Annotated in this window: 15 protein-coding genes; 13 read left to right on the top strand and 2 right to left on the bottom strand. The window is 72.9% G+C overall.

All coding sequences use genetic code 11. From position 1 onward, the window contains the following. The first annotated feature begins 436 nt into the window (after nucleotides 1-436). From WMF20_RS11540 to WMF20_RS11520, 5 genes are all read left to right on the top strand, one after another. A complete protein-coding gene (locus WMF20_RS11540) occupies nucleotides 437-5,437 on the top strand; it encodes an AAA family ATPase (RefSeq protein WP_437613211.1) in 5,001 nt (1,666 codons plus the stop codon). A gap of 7 nt (nucleotides 5,438-5,444) precedes the next feature. Then, nucleotides 5,445-6,236: a hypothetical protein gene (locus WMF20_RS11535; protein WP_437613209.1), complete on the top strand. Its 792-nt coding sequence runs from the start codon at nucleotides 5,445-5,447 to the stop codon at nucleotides 6,234-6,236. Nucleotides 6,237-6,407: 171 nt separating this feature from the next. After that, nucleotides 6,408-7,052 carry a Uma2 family endonuclease gene (locus WMF20_RS11530; protein ID WP_437613207.1) on the top strand — a complete coding sequence of 215 codons (645 nt, stop codon included), beginning with the start codon at nucleotides 6,408-6,410 and terminating at the stop codon, nucleotides 7,050-7,052. A gap of 140 nt (nucleotides 7,053-7,192) precedes the next feature. Further along, nucleotides 7,193-7,423 (top strand): hypothetical protein, encoded by a 231-nt coding sequence (locus WMF20_RS11525; RefSeq protein WP_129574391.1) that lies wholly within the window; start codon nucleotides 7,193-7,195, stop codon nucleotides 7,421-7,423. Next, entirely contained in the window at nucleotides 7,420-7,722 is a 303-nt protein-coding gene (locus WMF20_RS11520; protein WP_437613205.1) for a type II toxin-antitoxin system RelE/ParE family toxin, read from the top strand. Before WMF20_RS11525 ends, WMF20_RS11520 begins: the two co-directional genes overlap by 4 nt. Nucleotides 7,723-7,902: 180 nt before the next feature. Here the strand turns inward: WMF20_RS11520 and WMF20_RS11515 are convergent, their stop codons facing one another. Together WMF20_RS11515 and WMF20_RS11510 are read right to left on the bottom strand one after the other, a co-directional pair. Further along, on the bottom strand, nucleotides 7,903-8,679 hold the full coding sequence (locus tag WMF20_RS11515; protein WP_437613203.1) for a hypothetical protein: 777 nt from the start codon (nucleotides 8,677-8,679) through the stop codon (nucleotides 7,903-7,905). Continuing rightward, a complete protein-coding gene (locus WMF20_RS11510; RefSeq protein WP_437613201.1) occupies nucleotides 8,676-10,688 on the bottom strand; it encodes a hypothetical protein in 2,013 nt (670 codons plus the stop codon). The genes WMF20_RS11515 and WMF20_RS11510 overlap by 4 nt, the downstream gene beginning before the upstream one ends. 447 nt (nucleotides 10,689-11,135) lie before the next feature. On the opposite strand from WMF20_RS11510, the gene WMF20_RS11505 reads away from it, so the two are divergent. Genes WMF20_RS11505 through WMF20_RS11470 form a run of 8 tightly spaced genes read left to right on the top strand, consistent with a single transcriptional unit; the run spans nucleotide 11,136 to nucleotide 19,078 of the window. Next, entirely contained in the window at nucleotides 11,136-11,897 is a 762-nt protein-coding gene (locus tag WMF20_RS11505; RefSeq protein ID WP_437613199.1) for an SDR family NAD(P)-dependent oxidoreductase, read from the top strand. After that, nucleotides 11,894-12,361 (top strand): RidA family protein, encoded by a 468-nt coding sequence (locus tag WMF20_RS11500; RefSeq protein ID WP_437613197.1) that lies wholly within the window; start codon nucleotides 11,894-11,896, stop codon nucleotides 12,359-12,361. Before WMF20_RS11505 ends, WMF20_RS11500 begins: the two co-directional genes overlap by 4 nt. After that, nucleotides 12,358-12,936, top strand: a complete 579-nt coding sequence (locus WMF20_RS11495; RefSeq protein ID WP_437613195.1) for a MarR family winged helix-turn-helix transcriptional regulator — start codon at nucleotides 12,358-12,360, stop codon at nucleotides 12,934-12,936. The genes WMF20_RS11500 and WMF20_RS11495 overlap by 4 nt, the downstream gene beginning before the upstream one ends. Before the next feature lie 47 nt (nucleotides 12,937-12,983). After that, a complete protein-coding gene (locus WMF20_RS11490) occupies nucleotides 12,984-13,865 on the top strand; it encodes an enoyl-CoA hydratase family protein (RefSeq protein ID WP_129574384.1) in 882 nt (293 codons plus the stop codon). Further along, on the top strand, nucleotides 13,862-15,091 hold the full coding sequence (locus WMF20_RS11485) for an acyl-CoA dehydrogenase family protein (RefSeq protein ID WP_437613193.1): 1,230 nt from the start codon (nucleotides 13,862-13,864) through the stop codon (nucleotides 15,089-15,091). The genes WMF20_RS11490 and WMF20_RS11485 overlap by 4 nt, the downstream gene beginning before the upstream one ends. A gap of 2 nt (nucleotides 15,092-15,093) precedes the next feature. Next, a complete protein-coding gene (locus WMF20_RS11480; RefSeq protein ID WP_437613191.1) occupies nucleotides 15,094-16,578 on the top strand; it encodes an NADH:flavin oxidoreductase in 1,485 nt (494 codons plus the stop codon). Between the two features lie 2 nt (nucleotides 16,579-16,580). Further along, the gene (locus tag WMF20_RS11475; RefSeq protein ID WP_437613189.1) at nucleotides 16,581-18,278 is read left to right on the top strand and encodes a benzoate-CoA ligase family protein; all 1,698 of its coding nucleotides are present in this window, start codon (nucleotides 16,581-16,583) and stop codon (nucleotides 18,276-18,278) included. A gap of 2 nt (nucleotides 18,279-18,280) precedes the next feature. Continuing rightward, complete coding sequence (locus WMF20_RS11470) at nucleotides 18,281-19,078, top strand: creatininase family protein (protein ID WP_437613187.1); 798 nt, start codon at nucleotides 18,281-18,283, stop codon at nucleotides 19,076-19,078. The last annotated feature ends 499 nt before the right edge of the window (nucleotides 19,079-19,577 follow it).

The raw sequence follows: 19,577 nt of genomic DNA, 5'->3' as shown, positions 1-19,577 counted from the left end.
TGCTGTGCGTCAAGGAGGAGGATCTTCTGGCGACCGTTTCCGGTCCGCCGGGGGCTCCCAGCTGCCTCTCCCAGACCGTTTCCGGTCCGCCGGGGGTTCCCCAGCTGCCTCTCCCAGACCGTTTCCGGTCCGCCGGGGGTTCCCCAGCTGCCTCTCCCAGACCGTTTCCGGTCCGCCGGGGGCTCCCCAGCTGCCTCTCCCAGACCGTTTCCGGTCCGCCGGGGGCTCCCAGCTGCCTCTCCCAGACCGTTTCCGGTCCGCCGGGGGCTCCCCAGCTGCCTCTCCCAGACCGTTTCCGGTCCGCCGAGGGCTCCCAGCTGCTTCCCCCCAGACCGTTTCCGGTCCGCCGAGGGCTCCCAGCTGCCTCCTCGGGTGCGGGGGTCTGGTACGGTCCCGGGGTCCTATGTCATCGTCCTCTGCAGGCGTCGAGGAAAGCGTGCCGTCCAGCGAGCCCGGCTCGGACGATGCCGGCTCCTCCGATGTTGCGACTGTTGCGACGGATCTCCTGACCGAGGCGGCGGCGCGTGCCAGGCTCGGCCCCGAAGTGGCAGAGACGCTGGCGAGGTGGCTCGCGGCCCAGCTCGTCGGCGATCGGTTCGCCCGGCTGGAGCAGGCTGGCGCCGGCGTCGAAGGCGGGATCCCGCTTGCGCGGGTGTTCGTCGATCTGGAAGTCGCGACGACGCCTCAGCCAGAGCCGTCGGAGTCCGCCGCGCCCGTCCGTGGCTTCGTGGAGCGTATGCTCCAGCTGCAACCTCGCCGCTTCGTGGCTCGGGCGAGCGGTGCACGCGTGACTGGGCGCCGCGCGGCCCGCGAGAAGGCGGCAACCGCGGAGCTCGCCGAGGACGGTGATCCCCCGGAACTGATGACCGGGTTCGTGCTGATCGGCGGCCCGGGGCAGGGAAAATCGACGCTAGGTCAGCTCCTGTGCCAGCTGCACCGCGCTGCGCTCCTCGCCCCGCGGGCGGCTCAGCTCGACGAAGAAGCTCGCAACGCGGTGGAAGCGTTCGCGGGCCCTCGGGCGCAGCAGGAGCTCGGACGACCGATCGCGCCGTGCTTGCCGGTGCGCCTGGTGCTCGCCGAGGTGGCTGCCTGGCTCGCGGCGCGCGGAGCCGCCGGCAAGGCAGCGACAGAAGAGGCCGAGGCCCCGCCTGCGCTGCTGGAGTACCTCACCGAGTCGCTCCAGGAGCGGACCGGGCGTGTCCTCGCTCCCGCGCAGCTGCAGCGGCTCCTGGTAGCGTGCCCGTGGCTTCTGGTGCTCGATGGGCTGGACGAGGTGCCGGCGTCGAGCGACCGCGACCCAATGCTGGCCGCGGCGCGATCGCTCGTGGCGTGGCTCATGCGCGGCGGGGCGCGCGGCCTCGTGGTAGCGACGACGCGGCCGCAGGGCTACTCAGGGGAGCTCGAAGGCCTCGGCCTCGCGCTACAAACGCGCTATCTCGTTCCGCTGTCCAAGGAGCGCGCGCTGGCGTACGCGGCGAAGCTCGCGGAGGCGCGCTTCGCCGAACCGCCCGAGCGCCGGAAGAAGGTGCTGGAGCGGCTCCGGCTCGCCGCCGAGGAGGAGGCCACGGCGCGCCTCATGCGCAGCCCGCTGCAGGTGACGATCATGGCCACCCTGGTCGATCGCGTCGGCCGGGCGCCGAGGGAGCGCTGGAATCTCTTCCGCGACTATTACCGGGTGATCTACGAGCGGGAGATGGAGAGGACCGTCGAGGGCCCCGCCAGCGCGGGAGTCCGGGTCGCGCTCAACGACACGGCCGAGCTCCTGCGGAGCCACCGGGCGTACATCGATCGGATCCACGCGAACGTCGCGCTGCTCCTGCAGGTGGAGTCCGAGCATTCCGGCGGCACGGCGGCGCTGATGACGGCCGGCCGCCTGGAGCAGGTGATCGACGCGGTGCTGGCCGAGGACGAGATCGAGCCGCAGGTGCGGCGCGAGCTCACGGGCCGCATCGTGCAGGCGGCGCGGGATCGCCTCGTGTTCCTCGTCGAGCCGCAGCCCGGCCGCTTCGGGTTCGAGATCCGGTCGCTCCAGGAGTTCATGGCCGCCTGGGCGCTGGCCAGCAAGGGCGAGGTGCTGCTGGAGAAGCGCATCGCGAGGCTGGCCAAGGCGGCGAGCTTCCGGAACGTGGTGCTGTTCCTGGTGAGCAAGTGCTTCACCGAGCTCTCGGATCTGCGCGACGCCTTCACGGAGCGGATCTGCCCGCAGCTCAACGACGATCCGGACGACGAGGTGGCCCGCGCAACACTGGCGGGCTCGATGCTGGCGCTCGATATCCTCGAGGAGGGCTCCGCGCTCGAGCAACCGAAGTACGCGCGGCAGTTGATGCAGATCGCCACGCGCCTCCTCGAGCTGCCGCCTGGTCCCGAGCACATCCGGCTCGCCGAGATCCAGGCGACGAGCACGGTTGACGCGCTCCGGGGGGCTCTCCTCCATCGTCTCACGGATGGATGCATGCCGGCCCGCCTCGCGGCATGGCTCAGCACCATAGTCGCCGCCGAGCTCGGCGTAGGCTGGGCTTGTCAACTCGCGGGTGCGCACTGGCCAGCCGATGGCGAGACACGACGCTCCATTCTCATCGCTGTCGTTGAGAACATAGACGCCGTCGGCCCCTGGCTTCATCAACGCGTCTGCGAAGCGCCAGAAGACTTCACGCCCAGCTTCCTGGAATCGGTGCTGGACCACATCGCTCTCGTACACAACGATACACCATCATCGTCCTGGCTGACCGCCGTAGCCGGCATCATCGAGCCATCAGCACGCTCCCCCGACATTCACGTTCAGTTCGATGGATTCGACACAGACGCCTACATCGATCTCTCACTACTGGGGAGCGCCCTCAACGCATGGCAAGACCTGGCCAATGCGCGGCTCACCGAACCTCCGTGGGCCGCCTGGACCGCAGCTGCCGAGTTCGCCACCGATCCCTCCGCGCGATCGCTGGCCAAGGCCCTCGGTCAGCTTGCGGAGCACGGCGCGTTAGTGAAGCTTGGCCGGTGGTTGTCATCCTATGTGCCATGGCCGCTGGCTGCGTGCCTGGAGACATCGTCTTCCCCAGCAGACCTGGCCCGGATGTCTCAGCTAGCACGCTCCGGCGTGCTGGGAGACCGATCCGACTGGCAAGCAGCCGAGGCCAGGTGGACTAGCCAGGGCGTCCAATGGGATGACATTCTGAGCCTGACGAACAAAGAAGCTCCGTTCGGGGCGCGGATTGCCGCAGAGGGATTTCCATCGCCCGCCCCACACGGGATTGCTCTGAGGCTGTCCGACACAGACAAAGACCGCTGGACCACAGCACTGAGAAACGACTTTGCCGCCGCCAGCACAGCGACAATTCGCCGCGCCGTCGCAAGGATACTCCTCTATGCATGCGAGCGGCTCGGGCGAGCCGGGAAACGCTTGAGCAAGCCGTTCTCGCCTGATGAGCTTGCCAGCCTGCTGGGCGCAACCGAAAGAAGGCTATCGCCGTACGCACTCGTCGCCGGCGCAGACCTGAGCGCAAGCACGGCAGCTTGGTACGACGCCCTCGAAAGCGCAACGCACATCGAGCCGAATTGGCTATTCGATCTCTACACGCTTGACACACACAAACGAACTTCCGATGCCATCCAATGGGTCGCCACTCTATATTCGGCGCAGCCATCTCGATACGCTCTCGTCAGGCTGCTCGGTTTGATGGCCGTTCACGGCTACGGGAGTCCGAGGGGGCTCAACCCGACGCTGCTGCAACCGGAACGATTCGCGGACGCTGATACGCGCGTCGCAGCGGTTCTGCTGATCCTGGCACAGGGTCAGCTAGTCCAGGACGACCCCGAGGTCACCGCCAGGGAGCTGGTCGAGCACTGGTCGGCGGAGGTGTTCCCGATCCACAAGCTCTCTCGCTTCTTTCAGTTCCTGTCCTTGCTGCTGGATCGCGACATGCTCGACCAGCTTCTCCTCGCGCTCTATCGCCACGCGCTGCCCAGGAGCTGGTCGCTGGCAGGCGCGCTCATCGCGCTCCTCCGGGATCGCCTCCGGCAACGCGCGAGCGGCCTCGACGACCCTGCCCTCTGGGATCACCTCCGGCTGCCGCTTCCGCTCCCGCTCGTGTTCCCGGTGTCTGGCGCAGAGCCAGCTGGGCCCATGTACCTGCGGCAAGTAACCGTCGAGCGCGTCCGCTCTATCGCCTCGCTCCAGTGGGAGCTGCCGCGCGCCGAGCGCGGCCCTGGCTGGCACGTGATCCTCGGCGAGAACGGCGCCGGCAAGAGCTCCTTCCTGCGGGCCGTCGCGCTCTCCCTGCTCGGTCCGGACGCGTCCGGCGCGCTCCGGCAGCCGTGGAGCGAATGGGTACGGCGGGACGCGACGAGCGCGCGCGTCGAAGCGCGCTTCTCGTACGAGGTGACGACCCACGGCCCGCACGCCCACCCGCCGGGTCTGCACCCGTCCGGGGGACAGGACGGCAGCGACGTCCGCAGCGATCTCTCGCTCGATCTGATCCTGGAGCTCGCGCAGACGGGCACCGAGACGAAGATCGTCGAGCAGACCGAGGCTGCACGCGCGCTCGTACGCCGCGCCGCGGGCGCCTTCAGCGCGGCGTACGGGCCCTTCCGCCGCTTCTCCGACGGAGACCCGGCGTACGAGAGGATGTTCGTGGACCAACCGCGCGTGGCCCGGCACATCTCCCTGTTCGACTCCCGCATCGCCCTGACCGAGAGCCTCGCCTGGCTCCGCGAGCTCCGGTTCAAGCAGCTCGACAACAAGCCGGAAGGTGCGCTCCTCGAACCGTTCAAGAAGTTCGCGAGCGACGCGGGCCCCCCGTTCTTCCTGCCCCACGGAGCCCACCTGGCCGACGTCTCCTCGGATGGCGTCACCTTCGTCGACGGGAACGGCTTCGAGATCCCCGTCGAGGATCTCAGCGACGGCTACCGTGCCGTGCTCAGCCTGACCTTCGACCTCATCCGGCACATGGCCGCGGTCTTCGGGCACGAGCGCGTCTTCGACCCTGAGAACCCGACCGTCGTCCTGCCCGGCGGCGTCGTGCTCATCGACGAGATCGACGCGCACCTCCACCCGAGCTGGCAGCGCCAGATCGGGCACTGGTTCAAGAAGCATTTCCCCAACGTCCAGTTCTTGGTCACCACCCACAGCCCGCTCGTGTGCCAGGCAGCGGACACCGTGTTCCTGCTGCCGGCGCCCGGCAGTGACGAGGAGGCCCGGCGGGTCGAAGGCGTCGATCTCGAGCGCCTGCGCTACGGCAACGTGCTCGAGGCGTACGGGACCGACGTGTTCGGCCGAGGCGTCACGCGTTCCGAGGAGGGCAAGCGCCTGCTCGAGAAGCTCGTGACCCTGAACCGGAAGGAGCTGGAACGAGGCCTCACTCCGGAGGAGATGGAGGAGCAGGAGCGGCTCCGGGCGATCCTCCCGAGCTCGGCGGTCAGCACGCGCGGCGGCGCCGCGTGATCCACGTGTGCCTGCCTCCTGCCCGGACGGCGCCGAGGCGGCGCTGAACGAGCTGCACGCCTACCAAGCCGAGGTGGACGCCGAGCCGTCGTACGCCGGGCAGGTCGAGGCAGCGCAGCGCCTCTGGGACAAGAAGAGGAAGAACAGACCCATCGCAGTCGCGCGCGAGATGCTCCTGCGCATGTGCCCGAGCTCCCGCTACTGCATGTTCTGCGAGGACTCCCGCGGCAGCGACGTGGAGCACTTTCGACCCAAGGCGCTCTACCCCGAGCTCGTCTTCGCCTGGGCAAACTTCCTGTACGCCTGCAGCCTGTGCAACCCGCCGAAGTCGAGCCGGTTCACGGTGATCCGACCCGACGGCACGATCTTGGATGTCACCAGGAAGCAAGGCGCGCCGGTGATGGCTCCGGAGCCCGGCGAGGCGCTCCTCATCGATCCGCGGCACGAGGACCCGCTCGAGCTCATGCACCTCGATCTGTCGACGGGGCGCTTCGACGCGCGCCACGAGGCAGGCATCGCGCGCGAGCGAGCGCTCTACACCGTCGGACTGCTCGGGCTCAACGAGCGGGAGTACCTGTGCCACGCGCGTCAGGACGCCTTCGAGGCCAACGAGAGCTTGCTTCGCGACATCGGCGCGCTCCGGCGAGCAGGACGACCGCAGGCCGAGATCGCGCGGAAGGTGGACGCGCTGCGCCGGCATCCACACCGGACCGTGTGGGACGAGATGAAGCGCCAGCGGGAGAAGGTCCCGAAGCTCGGGGCGCTGTTCGGGGCAGTTCCCGAGGCGCTCGGGTGGTGAGCAGCCATAGCCGCTCGCATGATGGGTGCGGACAAGCCCCCGACTCTGCAGGGCGTGCACCCGGACTGTCGGCGTGGCGCGGAGGCCGCCGAGAAGAGTCGCGCGAAGTCCAGCCGCCTCGGTTGCCAGCGCGCGGCGCGGCGGTGATACTCCCGGGAGGAGCACGCTGTCATGGCTGCCGCTGTACCCCTCCTCGTCCCTCCTGCCGAACGCGCCGAAGCGGTCGCGGCAAGCGGCTCGGAAGACCAGCTCTTCGTCGTCCATGACGTCTCGTGGGAGGAGTACGAGGGCCTCCTCGCGGCCCTCGGCGACCGCGCGGGCGTGCGGGTGACGTACTGCGAGGGGGTGCTGGAGCTGATGAGCCCGGGAGGACCGCACGAAGGGCGGAAGAAGATCCTGGCCCGCCTCATCGAGGCCTACGCGGAGGAGGCGGAGCTGCCCCTCAGCGGGTACGGCAGCATGACCGTCCGCGAGCGGCTCGCGGCACGGGGGGCCGAGCCGGACGAGTGCTACGTGCTCGGGACGGTGGAGGACGGGGAGATCCCGGAGCTCGCGATCCATGTCATCGAGAAGAGCGGCACGATCGACAAGCTCTCCGTCTACGCGGGGCTCGGCGTGCCCGAAGTCTGGTTCGTGAAAAAGGGGAAGCTCTCCCTTCACGTCCTCGGCCCGGAGGGCTACGCCGAGGCAGAGCGAAGCCGGCTCTTGCCGGGGCTCGACGTCGCGGCGCTGACGGAGTTCATGGTGCGCAAGGGGGACCAGACGACGGTGGTGCGCGCGTGGCGAGCGATGCTCCGGGAGCGCGGCAGACGGTGAGCGCGGCCCGCTGAAAGGCGGGGCGCCGTTGCGAGAGCGGACTCGCGCTCTCGAGCATCGTCGAGGGGGTCGCACGCCGCAACGACCGCGCGCCGCGCTGAGCTGGCCGGCGGGATACGCCTCCGCTAGGCTTGGTGCATATGTCTGCCGTGGTCGCCAGGGTACAGCACGGTCGCATCCAGCTCGACGAGTCGACGGATCTCCCCGATGGCACGGTGGTCCACCTCTACATCGTCGATCAGGGCGACGAGCTCGACGATGAAGAGCGGCAGGCGCTGGATGACGCGCTTGAGGACGCCGCCCGGAGCGTCGCGCTCGGCGAGACGATCGCGGCGGAGGACGTGCTGCGCATGCTCGACGCCGACGGATGAGGGTGGCGGTCTACTTCTCGCCGCAGGCGCTCGCGCAGCTCCAGGCTGCTCACACGTGGTGGAAGAACCATCGGCCCAGCGCACCGCGGCTGCTCCGTGAGGAGCTCGCCGAGGCGCTCGCGCTGCTTCGGACGGCACCGATGGCCGGCGCGCCGTATCCCCATCGACAGCTGCGGGACGTGCGACGCATCGTCCTCCAGAGGACCCGCTACTATCTATATTACGTCATCCGCTCCGACGGCGTGGCGATCCTTGCTGTCTGGAGCGCCCTGCGAGGGCGCGACCCCAGGCTCCGCTGAGCCTCGGAATTCCAGTCCGCGGACGCCGTATTTCGCTTCGAGAGCGGCAGCGGAGGTCTCGCGAGCCGCCGAAGGGGGCGTCTCGCTTTCGCGATCGGTGGACCCGCGACATCCCTGCCGCGGAGTGCATCTCGGGCCCCTGCTCAGGCACACGGGCCGAGGAGCTTCGGGACCAGCTCCCTACGCCCCGCCCCGCCCCTCCCCTGCGCCCCTCCCCCGCGCCGCGCACGCCGCCGCGATCGCCTCCGCCCCGGCCTCCCGCGCCGCGATCTCGCACGCCCGCCACGCCGCGAGCCGCTCCGGCGCGGCCGCGCCGCGGGCCGCGGCCGCGACCCGCGCCTCGACCGAGCGCGCGAAGGCGTCCAGCGCCGCCTCGTCCCCGCGCTCCGACAGGAGCACGCCCAGCGTGAGCGCCGCGTGCGCGACCTGCCGCTCCGCGCCCGGGTACATCGCCTCCGCGAGCGCCTCGGCGAGCGCCGGCAGATCGCGGCGCGCCGCGGCCTCGCGCGCCCGCACCTCGGGCGACGCGGCCTCGGCCCCCGCGACGCCGAGGCGCCGCTCCAGGTAGCCCACCACCGAGCGGGCGACGCGCTGGAACGAGGCGAGCCCGTCGGTCGGCACCTCCAGCACGCCGCCCCCGGCGCGCGCGCTCGCCGCGTCGAGATCGAGCACGATCACGAGATCCTCCCGCTCCCCGACGACCAGGAGGTCGCTCGCCCAGTCGAGCGAGCGCTCCTCCGTGAGCCACGCCGTCGCCCGCGCGAGATCGCCGCGCGGCAGGATCCGCGTGCCGTCCGGGAGCGCGAGCCCGTCCGCCGCCGCGTAGAGCGCCGCGACGTCCGGCGGCTCGGCCAGATCGAGCGGCCACGCGCCCGCGGCCGCCTGGGGCCGCGCCTCCACGCCGGGGTGCGCGAGCAACGCGGCGACGCGCGACGCGAGGGCCGAGGCCGCGCTCACGGCGCCGGCACCCGCCCGCGCGGCGCGTCCGCGAGGCTCTGGAGGAAGCCGTGGGCCTGGGCGGCCGCCGCGGGCACGTCGAAGACCACGAAGTGACCGTCGCTCCCCTCGGCGACCGGCCACTGCGCGAGCACGCCCGAGGCGCGGCCGCCGGCGAGGTTCCCGGCGAGCCCCTCGGGCGGCACCTCGACCGGCGCGGGGCCGCCGACGCCGTACTCGCGGATCGGACGCTGCGCGGGCGACTGCTGCGGCAAGCCCATCGCCAGCGCGTGCATCTCGATGCCGCGCGGCGGCGCGTACGAGTCGCCGCTGCCGTCCGGGTTGATGCCCTCTGTCATGTAGATGCTCTTCGGCGCGAAGCCGTCGCGGGGCGCGACGAACAGCCGCGCAGCGTAGTGGATCGGATCGACCACGTCGACGATCGACTGCGCGAGCGAGATCGCGGGGTGGAATTCGTTCACCTCCCCCTCCTCCTCGCCCATGAGCCCGAGGAACACCGCCTTGACGAGCGCCGCGATGCTCGGCGGGGGGTTCGTCTTCTCGAGCAGGGTGATCGACATGACCGCCGACGCCCCGGAGAGCACCCCGCCCCGCGCCGAGTCGTCGGCCGCGAGGTAGAGCGGGCCGTTCAGCCCGCCCTGGGAGTGCCCGAAGAACAGGATCTTCGACGGGTCGAAGCGGATCTCCTCCCCCGTGCTGGACACGCCCGCGGGCACGGTCATGCGCGACTCGGTGAAGAGGCGCGCCCGCTGCACCTCGTCGAGCGCCGACTGGCGCGCGTTCGTGCGCGCCGCGCGCACGTTCTGCACGTTGTAGAACAGCGCCCCGGCCTGCGCCGCGTCCTGGGGCGCCTCCGGGCGCGCGCCGTGGAAGATCTGGTCGACGCCCATGACCGCGAGGCACCGCTCGGCCAGCGCGGGGCCGGTGAGGCTGCGGACGTAGGAGCGGTAGTCGCCGCCCGTGCCGTGGGCGTAGAGCACGACGGGGTAGCCGGCCTTGGGCATCGGGCAGCGGCTCGCGGCGGGGACCGTGATCGAGAAGCGCAGGTCGAAGTAGCCGGCGATCACCGGCTCGCCGGCCTTGCTCGCGAAGCCGCCGCCGTCGGCGTCAGTCGCGTACGGGGCCCGGCCGATCTGGTAGCTCGGGGACGGCCCGTACACGCCGGCGTACTCGTCCCACGACGGCGCGTGCTTCACGAGCCGAAAGAGCGCGGGCCGCGCCTCCGGCGGCGGGACGCTCGCGCGCAGGTGATCGCGCAGCGCGAAGAGCTCCGCGGTCGGGTCGGAGGTGGTGAAGACCGCGAGGTGGACGATGCGCTCGCGCTCGACGCCGGCCGCCTCGATCTCGTCGACCGCGGGCGCGAGGGCCGCGCGCGCGGCCTCGACGTCGGCGCTGGCCGGGTCGATCCCGAGCGCCTGCCGCAGCTCGGGGCTCGCCTCGACGCGGCCGCCGTCCTCGCCGCGCAGCGCGTCCGTGACGACGAGCGCGTACCGGGTCCGCGGCCGCAGCGGGAAGCCCATCACGGGCATGAAGGCGAGGGTGTTCTCCGGCCAGTAGACGCCGGCGTCGCGCCGGAAATGGACCGAGATCGGGCGCCGCTCTCCGCGCGCCGGCGAGCCCGGATCGACGTCGATGAGCTGCACCGGCCCGGCGGGGCTCATGGCGAGCGCGGGCGTCTCGGGGAGCGAGGAGGCGTCGACCGGCCCGGCGAAGCGCAGGTACCCCGCCGCCGCCGGCGAGAAGCCGTCGAGGACCGAGTCCATCTCGCGGACGTACTCGTCGAGGAGCCTGAGCCGCCGCGGGTTGGGGTAGCCCTCGAGCCGCACCGCGCCGCCCTCGCGGCGCAGATCGCTCGGCCACGGCGCGTCGAAGAACCGCGCTCCGCGGAGCTCGCCGAGGCGCGCCGGCGAGGCCCAGATCGACGAGACGCTCGGGCGCGCGTCGCCGCAGCCGAGCGCCGCGACGAGGGACGATGCCGCGATCGTCGCCGCGGCGCAGGAGGGACGCATGCGGAGATAGTGGCGCACGCGCTCGTCGAGATCGACTGCCGGGCGCGCGAGCAAAGCGGCCGGACAGGCGGAGCGCGGCGCGCTGATCGGCGTCGCTTCGTCGCGGACGCGCTCGCTTGCGTCGCGGACGCGTTCGCCTGCGTCGTGCGCGCCACCTGCGTCGCGGACGCGATCGTTGCAGAGCGCACGGCGCGCCCGCGCCGTCCGCGTTTCAGGCGCTCCTCGCAGCCACGTTCCGGCCGGCGCGCCGGACAACTCGGGCGATCCGGGCAAGCCGCACCGTCATGCGAGCACCGCGACGATGCGCCCGGAACGACGCGCTCGAAGCGCAGGGCGACGCGCCGCGGCGGCCCTGACGACTGACGAGCGGGCGCGCCGCGCGGCATCGAGCCGCGCCGAGGGTGACTTCGGCCTGTGCTTCATATATATATGATTTAGGTGCTCCACATGTCGCTGGAAGGCAGAATCGCGCTCGTCACGGGTGGGGGTCGCGGCATCGGCCGCGCGATCGCCGAGCGGCTCGCGCAGGGCGGCGCGCGCGTCGCCGTCGCGGGCCGCACGCAGGCCGAGATCGACGAGACCGCCGCGGCCGTCGGCGGCGTCGCCGTCCGGCTCGACGTGGGCGACCGCGAGGGCGCGCTCACCGCGCTCGCCGCGCTCGAGGCCGAGGTCGGTCGCATCGACGTGCTCGTCAACAACGCGGGCGCGGCCGAGAGCGCGCCGTTCGACAGGACCAGCGACGCGCTCTGGGACCGCATGCTCGCGGTCAACGTGACCGGCGCCTTCGTGCTGTGCCGCGCCCTGATCCCGAAGATGATCGCGCGCGGGTTCGGGCGCGTCGTCAACGTCGCCTCCACCGCGGGGCTCGCCGGCTGCGCGTACTCGACCGCGTACTGCGCGTCGAAGCACGCCATGGTCGGGATGACCCGCGCCATCGCGCTGGAGATCGCCCGGACCCCGGTCACCATCAACTGCGTCTGCCCCGGGTGGGCGAACACGAGGATGGCGGACCAGGCGATCGCCCGCATCGCCGAGAAGACCGGGCGGGGCGAGGACGCGGCGCGACGGGCGCTCGAGGCGATGTCGCCCCAGGGCCGGATGGTCGAGCCCGAGGAGGTCGCGCTCGTCGTGGCGATGCTCTGCGCCGACGAGGCGCGCAGCATCCACGGCCAGGCGATCCCGGTCGACGGCGGGCAGGTGATGCGGTGAAGGGCGGCCTCGAGATCGTGCAGCCGGCCGGGTGGCCCGCGCCGCGCGGGTACGCCAACGGCGTCGTGACGCGCGGCCGGACGCTGCACGTCGCGGGGCAGATCGGGTGGGACGCCGCGTCCGGGCAGATCCCGAGCGACGACCTGGCCGAGCAGTTCGCGCGCGCGCTCGACAACGTGCTCGCGGTCGTCGCGGCCGCCGGCGGCGCGCCGGGCGACGTCGCGCGGATGACCGTCTACGTGACCGACCTCGAGGCGTACCGGCGCTCGCGCGCCGCGATCGGCGCCGCGTGGCGAGCGCGGTTCGGCAAGCACTTTCCGGCGATGGCCCTCGTCGGCGTCGCGGGGCTCGTCGAGCCGCGCGCGCTCGTCGAGATCGAGGCCGTCGCGGGGCTCGTCGAGCCGGGCGCGCGCGGCGAGGCCACGGCGGCCCCCGCGCCCGGCGGGGACGAGGGCGGCCCGTGAGGCGCGGGGCGCCGGCGAGGCGCCCGCTCGCCGCGGCGCCCCCGCCCGAGAGCGCGCGCGGCGATCAGGCCGCCGTGCGCGCCTGGGTGCGCATCCTCGCGGTCCACAAGCGCGCGCTCGCCGCGATCCGCGAGGACCTGGAGCACGAGATGACCCTCCCGCGCTTCGATCTCCTCGCGAACCTCGTGCGCAGCGACGGGCAGACGCTCGCGTCGCTCTCCCGCAGCATGCTGGTCACGGCGGGCAACCTCACCGGGCTCGTCGACCGCGCGGCGCGCGACGGCATGGTCGAGCGCCGGGCCGACCCGAGCGACCGCCGCGCCTGGCGGGTGCACCTCACGCCCAAGGGGCAGCGCGCGTTCCGCGACGCCGAGCGGCGCCACGCCGCGCGCGTCGCGAAGGTGTTCTCCGGGCTGAGCCAGGCCGAGATCTCGACCCTGACGCGGCTGCTCGACAAGCTGCGCACCACGCTCCGCGAGCCGGACCTGCCCGTCCCGTCGCGCCCCGGCAGCGCCCGCGCGCACCCCGAGCGCAGCGCCCGCAGCCCGCCGCGGCGCACGCGGACCAAGCCCTGACCGCGAGACCCGTCCCAGAGCAACGCCCCCGAACCCGAGAGGCCCCGATGACCCTCACCCCCCGCTCCTTCCAGCTCGAGATCGCCCGCGGCGTCGCGGAGGTCACGCTGCGCCGCCCCGACCGGCTGAACGCCCTCACCTTCGAGATCTACGGCGAGCTCACGGCCACGTTCCGCTCGCTCGAGCGCTCGGCCGCGCGCGCGGTCGTGCTCACCGGCGAGGGGCGCGGCTTCTGCTCGGGCGGCGACGTCGAGGGGATCATCGCCGAGCTGTTCGCGCGCGACGCCCGGGGGCTGCTCGAGTTCACCCGCGTCACCGGCGCGCTGATCCAGAGCATCTGCGAGCTCCGGCGCCCGGTCATCGCGGCGGTGAACGGGGTCGCCGTGGGCGCGGGCGCGGTGATCGCCGCCGCCTGCGACCTGCGCATCGCCGCGGCGAGCGCCCGCTTCGGGTTCGTCTTCCCCAAGGTCGGCCTGTCCGGCGCCGACATGGGCGCCTCCTACCTCCTGCCGCGCATCGTCGGCCACGGGCGCGCCGCCGAGCTGCTCTTCTTCGGCGATCTCATCGGCGCCGACGAGGCGCTCCGCATCGGCCTCGTGAACCGCGTCGTCCCCGACGGCGACGCGCTCCCGCTCGCGCGCGAGTGGGCCGAGCGCCTCGCGCGCGGGCCGGCGTTCGCGCACGCGATCACCAAGCAGATGCTCGAGAGCGAGCGCACGATGCCCCTCGCCGCCGCGATCGAGGCCGAGGCGCAGGCGCAGGCGCTCTGCATGGCGCACCCCGATTTCCGCGAGGCGTACGAGGCGAACAAGGCGAAGCGCCCGCCGCGCTTCGAGGGCGCCGCCCTGGGCGACGCCGCGGCGGCGTCCGCCGAGGAGGACGCGGCCCCCACCCCCCGGGCCACCGGCCCGTCGGCGCCCCGCACATGACGAGGCTCGCGCTCTCCTCGGCCGATCTCCCGGTCTTCTTCGAGGAGCGCCACGCGGCCCTCGCCGCGCGGCTCACCCCCGAGGCGCTCGCGCCGCTCGCGGGCGCGCAGGGCCCCGCCGCCGTGGCGCGCTGCATGGGCGAGCCGCTCGGGCTCTACGCGCACCTCGTCCCGGAGGCGCTCGGCGGCGCGCCCGCGGGCGGCGGCCCCGCCGCGGACCCCGCGGCCGTCGACGTGCGCTCGCTCGTGCTCATCCGCGAGGCGCTCGGCCAGGTCTCTCCGCTCGCCGACGCGATCTTCGCGGTGCAGGGGCTCGGCTCGTACCCGATCGTGCTGGCCGGCAGCGACGCGCAGCGCCGCGCGATCCTGCCCGACGTGCTCTCGGGGCGCCGCGTCGGCGCCTTCGCCCTGACCGAGCCCGAGGCGGGCAGCGACGTCGCCTCGCTCCGGACCGAGGCCCGGCGCGAGGGCGACGGCTGGGTCCTCGACGGCGAGAAGGTGCTGATCTCGAACGTCCCGCTCGCGCACCACCTGGTCGTCTTCGCGCGCACGGGCGAGGGCGGCGGGCGCGCCGGGATCACGGCGTTCCTCGTCGACAGCGGCGCCCCCGGCGTCGCCGCCGAGCCGCTCCCGATGTCGGTCCCGCACCCGATCGGCCGGCTCCGCTTCGACGGCTGCCGCGTGCCGGACGGCGCGCGCCTCGGCGAGGTGGGCGGCGGCTACAGGCTCGCGATGCAGACGCTCGACGCCTTCCGGATCTCGGTCGGCGCGGCGGCGAACGGCATGGCGGCGCGCGCGCTCCGCGAGGCGATCGCGCACGTCACGCGCCGCAGGCAGTTCGGCGCGCCGCTGTCCGAGCAGCAGATGGTGCGCGCCTACCTCGCCGAGATGGCGACCGAGCTCGACGCGGCGCGCCTCCTCGTGGCCCGCGCGGCCCACAAGCGCGACACCGGCGGCGCGGCGGCGCGCGTCTCGACCGAGGCGGCCATGGCGAAGATGTTCGCCACCGAGGCGGCGCAGCGGATCATCGATCGCGCGGTCCAGCTCCACGGGGGCCTCGGCGTCATCGAGGGGACCGAGGTGGAGCGGCTGTACCGCGAGATCCGGCCGCTGCGCATCTACGAGGGGACGACCGAGATCCAGAAGCTCATCATCGCGAAGGGGATCCTCGATCGCGCCGCCGCGGAGCTCGCGGCGGGCGAGCCTGCCCGCGGCGAGGCGCGGTAGCGATGTGGAAGCCGCCGGAGCGGATCCGCCACGCCCTGCCCCGCGAGGAGCCCCCGACCGCGGCCGAGGCGGCGCGCGCGCGCCTCTTCTCGCCGCTCCGGCTCGCCTCGGGCCTCGAGCTCGCGGAGCGCTCGTGGGTGCCGGCGATGGTCCCCTGGCGGGCGACGGAGGACGGGCTCGTCACGCAGGACGTGCTCGACTGGTACGGCCGCTTCGCCGACGGCCAGCCCGGCGCCCTCGTGGTCGAGGCGACCGGCATCCGCGACGTGCCGAGCGGGCCCTTGCTCCGCGCCGGCCACGATCGGTTCATCCCGGGGCTGGCGGAGCTCGTCCGGACGGTGCGCGCGAGGAGCGCGGGCCGGACGCGCGTGTTCCTCCAGCTCATCGATTTTCTCCGCATCCGGAGGCGCCCGACCCAGGAGAGGTTCCTGCGGCAGTTCCTGGAGATCACCGGCGCGCACCGGCGCGCCCTCGCCGAGGCGCTCGAGGAGCCGCGGCTCGAGGGCGCCCCGGAGCCCGAGGTGCGCGAGCGGCTGCTCGCGCTCGACGACGCGCGGCTCGAGGCCGTGCTCGCGCCGCGCGAGCTCGAGGCGCTGCGCTTCGGCGAGCGGGAGCGCGTGACCGACGTCGCGCTCCCCCACATCCGCGACCTGCCGCGCGCGCTGCCGGGCCTCTTCGCCGCGGCCGCGGCGCGGGCGCGCGAGGCGGGCTTCGACGGGGTGGAGCTCCACTACGCCCACGCCTACACGATGGCCTCGTTCCTCTCCGCGCTGAACACCCGGACGGACGGCTACGGCGGCGACCGCGAGCGCCGCGCGCGCCTCCCGCTCGAGGTCTACGCGGCCGTGCGCGTCGCCGTGTCCTCCCGCTTCACGGTGGGCTGCCGCTTCCTCTGCGACGACGTCATCGCCGGCGGCAACCGGGTCGACGACGCGGCGTTCTTCGCGATCGCCTTCGCGCGCGCCGGCATGGACTTCCTCTCGCTGTCGACCGGCGGCAAGTTCGAGGACGCGAAGCAGCCCAAGGTCGGCGAGGCCGCGTATCCGTACACCGGCCCGAGCGGGTACGAGTGCATGCCGACGGCGCTCTCGGACGCGGCCGGGCCGTTCGGGCGGCAGGTGCCGAAGCAGGCGCGGGTCCGGCGGGCCGTGCGCGAGGCCGGCTTCGACACGCCGGTCGTCGTCGCCGGCGGGATCTGCACGTTCGCGCAGGCCGAGGCGATCCTCGCGGCCGGCGACGCCGACCTCATCGGCGCCGCCCGGCAGACGCTGGCCGATCCCGACTGGTTCCTGAAGCTGCGCCTCGGCCGCGGCGGCGAGGTGCGCCGCTGCATCTACTCCAACTACTGCGAGGCGCTCGATCAGCGGCACCGGCCCGTCACGTGCCAGCTCTGGGATCGCGAGGGGCTCGACGAGCCCGGCGTCGCGACGACGGACGGGGGGAAGCGGCGGCTCACGGCGCCGCGGTGGAGGCGAGAGGAGGCGTGACCATGAGCGCACCGACATTTCCCGAAGAGTTCAACCTCGCCGACTACTACCTGTTCGACCGGCTGCGCGAGGGGCTCGGCGACAAGGTCGCCCTGCTCTTCGGCGATCAGCGGCACACCTACGCCGACGTCGCCGAGCAGGTCCGCCGGCTCCGCGCGCACCTCGCGGTCGAGGACGTCGCGCCCGAGCAGCGGGTGCTCATCGTCCTGCACGACTCGCCCGCGTTCGTCTGGGCCTTCTTCGCGGCGCTCTATCACGGCGCCGTCGTGGCGATGGGCAACCCCGAGGCGCCGGCCGCCGACCTCGCGTACCTCGTCGAGTACACGCGGGCCGCGGCGGTCGTCACGATCCCGCGCGTGGCCGACGCGATCCAGGGCACCCTGGCGGCCGCGGACCTCCGGACGCTCGTCCTCGTGCCGGAGGTCCCGACCGGCGGCGACCTCGAGGCCGACCTCGCCCTCTCGCCGGCCCTCGATCGGCTGCGGGGCATCTCGCTCCGCGACGCCCTCGCGCAGGGGCGCGCCGCGCTCGTGCCGCGGCGCGCCCCGGTCGTCCCCCGCCCCACGCGGCGCGACGACGTCGCCATCTGGCTGTTCACGTCCGGCTCGACCGGCAGGAGCAAGGCGGCGATCCACACGCACCGCGATTTCGCCTTCAACACCGAGCGCTACGCCAAGGCGACCGTGGGCTACCGCAGGGACGACGTCACCGTCTCGGTGCCGCGCCTCTTCTTCGGCTACGCCACGGGCACCAACCTGATGTTCCCGTTCGCGGTCGGCGCGACCGCCGGCCTGTTCGTCGAGCGCCCGACGCCCGAGTCGCTCGCCCGGTACATCGAGCGCTACCGCCCCACGGTCGTCACGAACGTCCCGACGATGATGGGCAAGCTGCTCGACCACGACGACGCCCGCGCCGCGCGCGGCGAGCCGCGCCTCGACCTCTCCAGCGTCCGCTTCCACCTCTCCGCGGGCGAGGCGCTGCCGCCCGCGCTCCTCGAGCGCTTCCGCGCGCGGTTCCGGGCCGACGTCTACGACGGCATCGGCTCGGCGGAGATGTTCCACATCTACTGCACGAACCGCCCCGGCGACGTGCGCCCCGGGTCGCTCGGCCGCGTCGTGGAGGGGTACACGATCAAGATCCTCCCCTCGGACGCGGTCGGCCCGGGCGCGCCGGAGCTCCCGCCGGGCGAGACCGGCGTGATGTGGGTGAAGGGCGACTCGGTCGCGCTCGGCTACTTCCAGGATCGCGACAAGAGCTGGAGCACCTTCCACGGCCACTGGTGCCGCACCGGGGATCTCTTCCGCATGGACGCCGAGGGCTACCTCTGGTTCAGCGGCCGCGCCGACGAGCTGCTCAAGGTGGGCGGCGTCTGGGTCGCGCCGGTCGAGGTGGAGGAGTGCCTGACCGAGCACCCCGCCGTCAGCCTCGCCGCGGTGATCGGCGCCGAGGAGGCGGGCCTCGTGAAGCCGAAGGCGTTCATCGTGGTCCGCGACGACGCGCGCGGCCGCGTCGCCACCGAGGAGGGGCGGGCCGAGCTCGCCGCGGAGCTCAAGGCGTTCGTGAAGGACCGGCTGAGCAAGCACAAGTACCCGCGATGGGTCGTCTTCGTCGACGACGTCCCCAGGAACGACCGCGGCAAGGTCGATCGCAAGGCGCTCCGGCAGCGCGAGGCCGCCGGCGAGAACCCGGCGGGCATGTAGGCGTGCGTGCCGCGCCGCGCCTCGCCGAGCTCACGACGGCCGAGCTCGCCGCGCTCCTGTCGGGCGGCGCGCCGTGCGTCGCGCTCGTGCCGGTCGGGTCGGTGGAGCCGCACGGCCCGCACCTGCCGCTCGGAACGGACACGCTCATCGGCGAGGCCGCGGCCGAGCGGGCCGGCCGGCGGCTCTGGGAGCGGGGCGTCCCCGCGCTCCTCGCGCCGCCCGTCGGCTACGGCGTGACCGACTTCGCGGCGGGCTTCGCGGGCGCGATCTCGATCCCGGCGCCCGCGCTCACCGCCTTCCTGCGCGCGGTCGCGGAGGCGTACCTCTCGGCCGGCCTGACGCACGTCTGTTTCATCAACAACCACCTCGAGCCGGAGCACGACCGCGCCGTGCGCGCCGCCGTGAGCGATTTGCCCCCGGGCCGCGGCTCGGTGGCCTGCCCGCTCGCGCGCCGCTGGGCGCGGACGCTCTCCGCCGAGTTCCGGAGCGGCGCCTGCCACGCCGGCCGTTACGAGACCTCGCTCGTCCTCGCCGCGGCCCCCGCCCTCGTCCGGAGCGACATCGCCCGGGCCCTGCCCGATCTCGAGGTGAGCCTGTCGGAAGGCATCAAGGCAGGGGTGAAGCGGTTCATCGACCTGGGTATGGACGCCGCCTACACCGGCGCTCCGCGCGAGGCCTCGGAGGACGAGGGCCGCGCGCTGCTCGACCTCCTCGCGGCGATGATCGTCACCGAGGTCGAAGAGGGCCTCTCCCGGGCCGCCGGCCCCGACTCCGCGCCTGGACAGGGCAGCAGCGCGTGATTTAGCGGCCTGAGCAGGTAAGTGGCCAGACAGGCACGCGGGTAGGCGGAGGCAATCCGGCTGCCCCCCTCACCCCCGGCTCACACGCGCCTTGCCGGTAATATTCCGCCAGCACCGCGCGCCCCGGCAAGTCCTGGCAAGCCCGGGGAGACCGAGGACGCGCCCGTGAGCGGCACCACCAAAATGAGCAGGCGGGGGCTCGACAAGCGCTGGCGATCGGCGCAATAATGTCTCTTTTTGTCTCAACACGACTCGTGTTCTCACAAGGTTTCTCATCACAAATCTCGATTCGCGATTGACGTATTCCTTTTGAAGTCGTAAAACGGTATCGTTTTCCTCGCGCGCTGATCGAACCCAGAACGATCCGACCGTTGGCCTGACATAGGTGATCATTCACGGCGCGCGGGCAGAGGATGATTTTGGCGGGGGGCGCTCTCTGGCGCTCCAGCGCGACGGCGTCACAGTTGGCCTCGCTGGCGGGCTCGCCCGGCGATGCGGA

It is taken from the genome of Sorangium sp. So ce834 (assembly GCF_051521425.1).
GTDB classification, from domain to species: Bacteria; Myxococcota_A; Polyangia; order Polyangiales; family Polyangiaceae; genus Sorangium; species Sorangium cellulosum_D.
The sequence above is the reverse complement of the archived record's forward strand: the minus strand, read 5'-3'. Positions and strand labels throughout refer to the sequence as shown.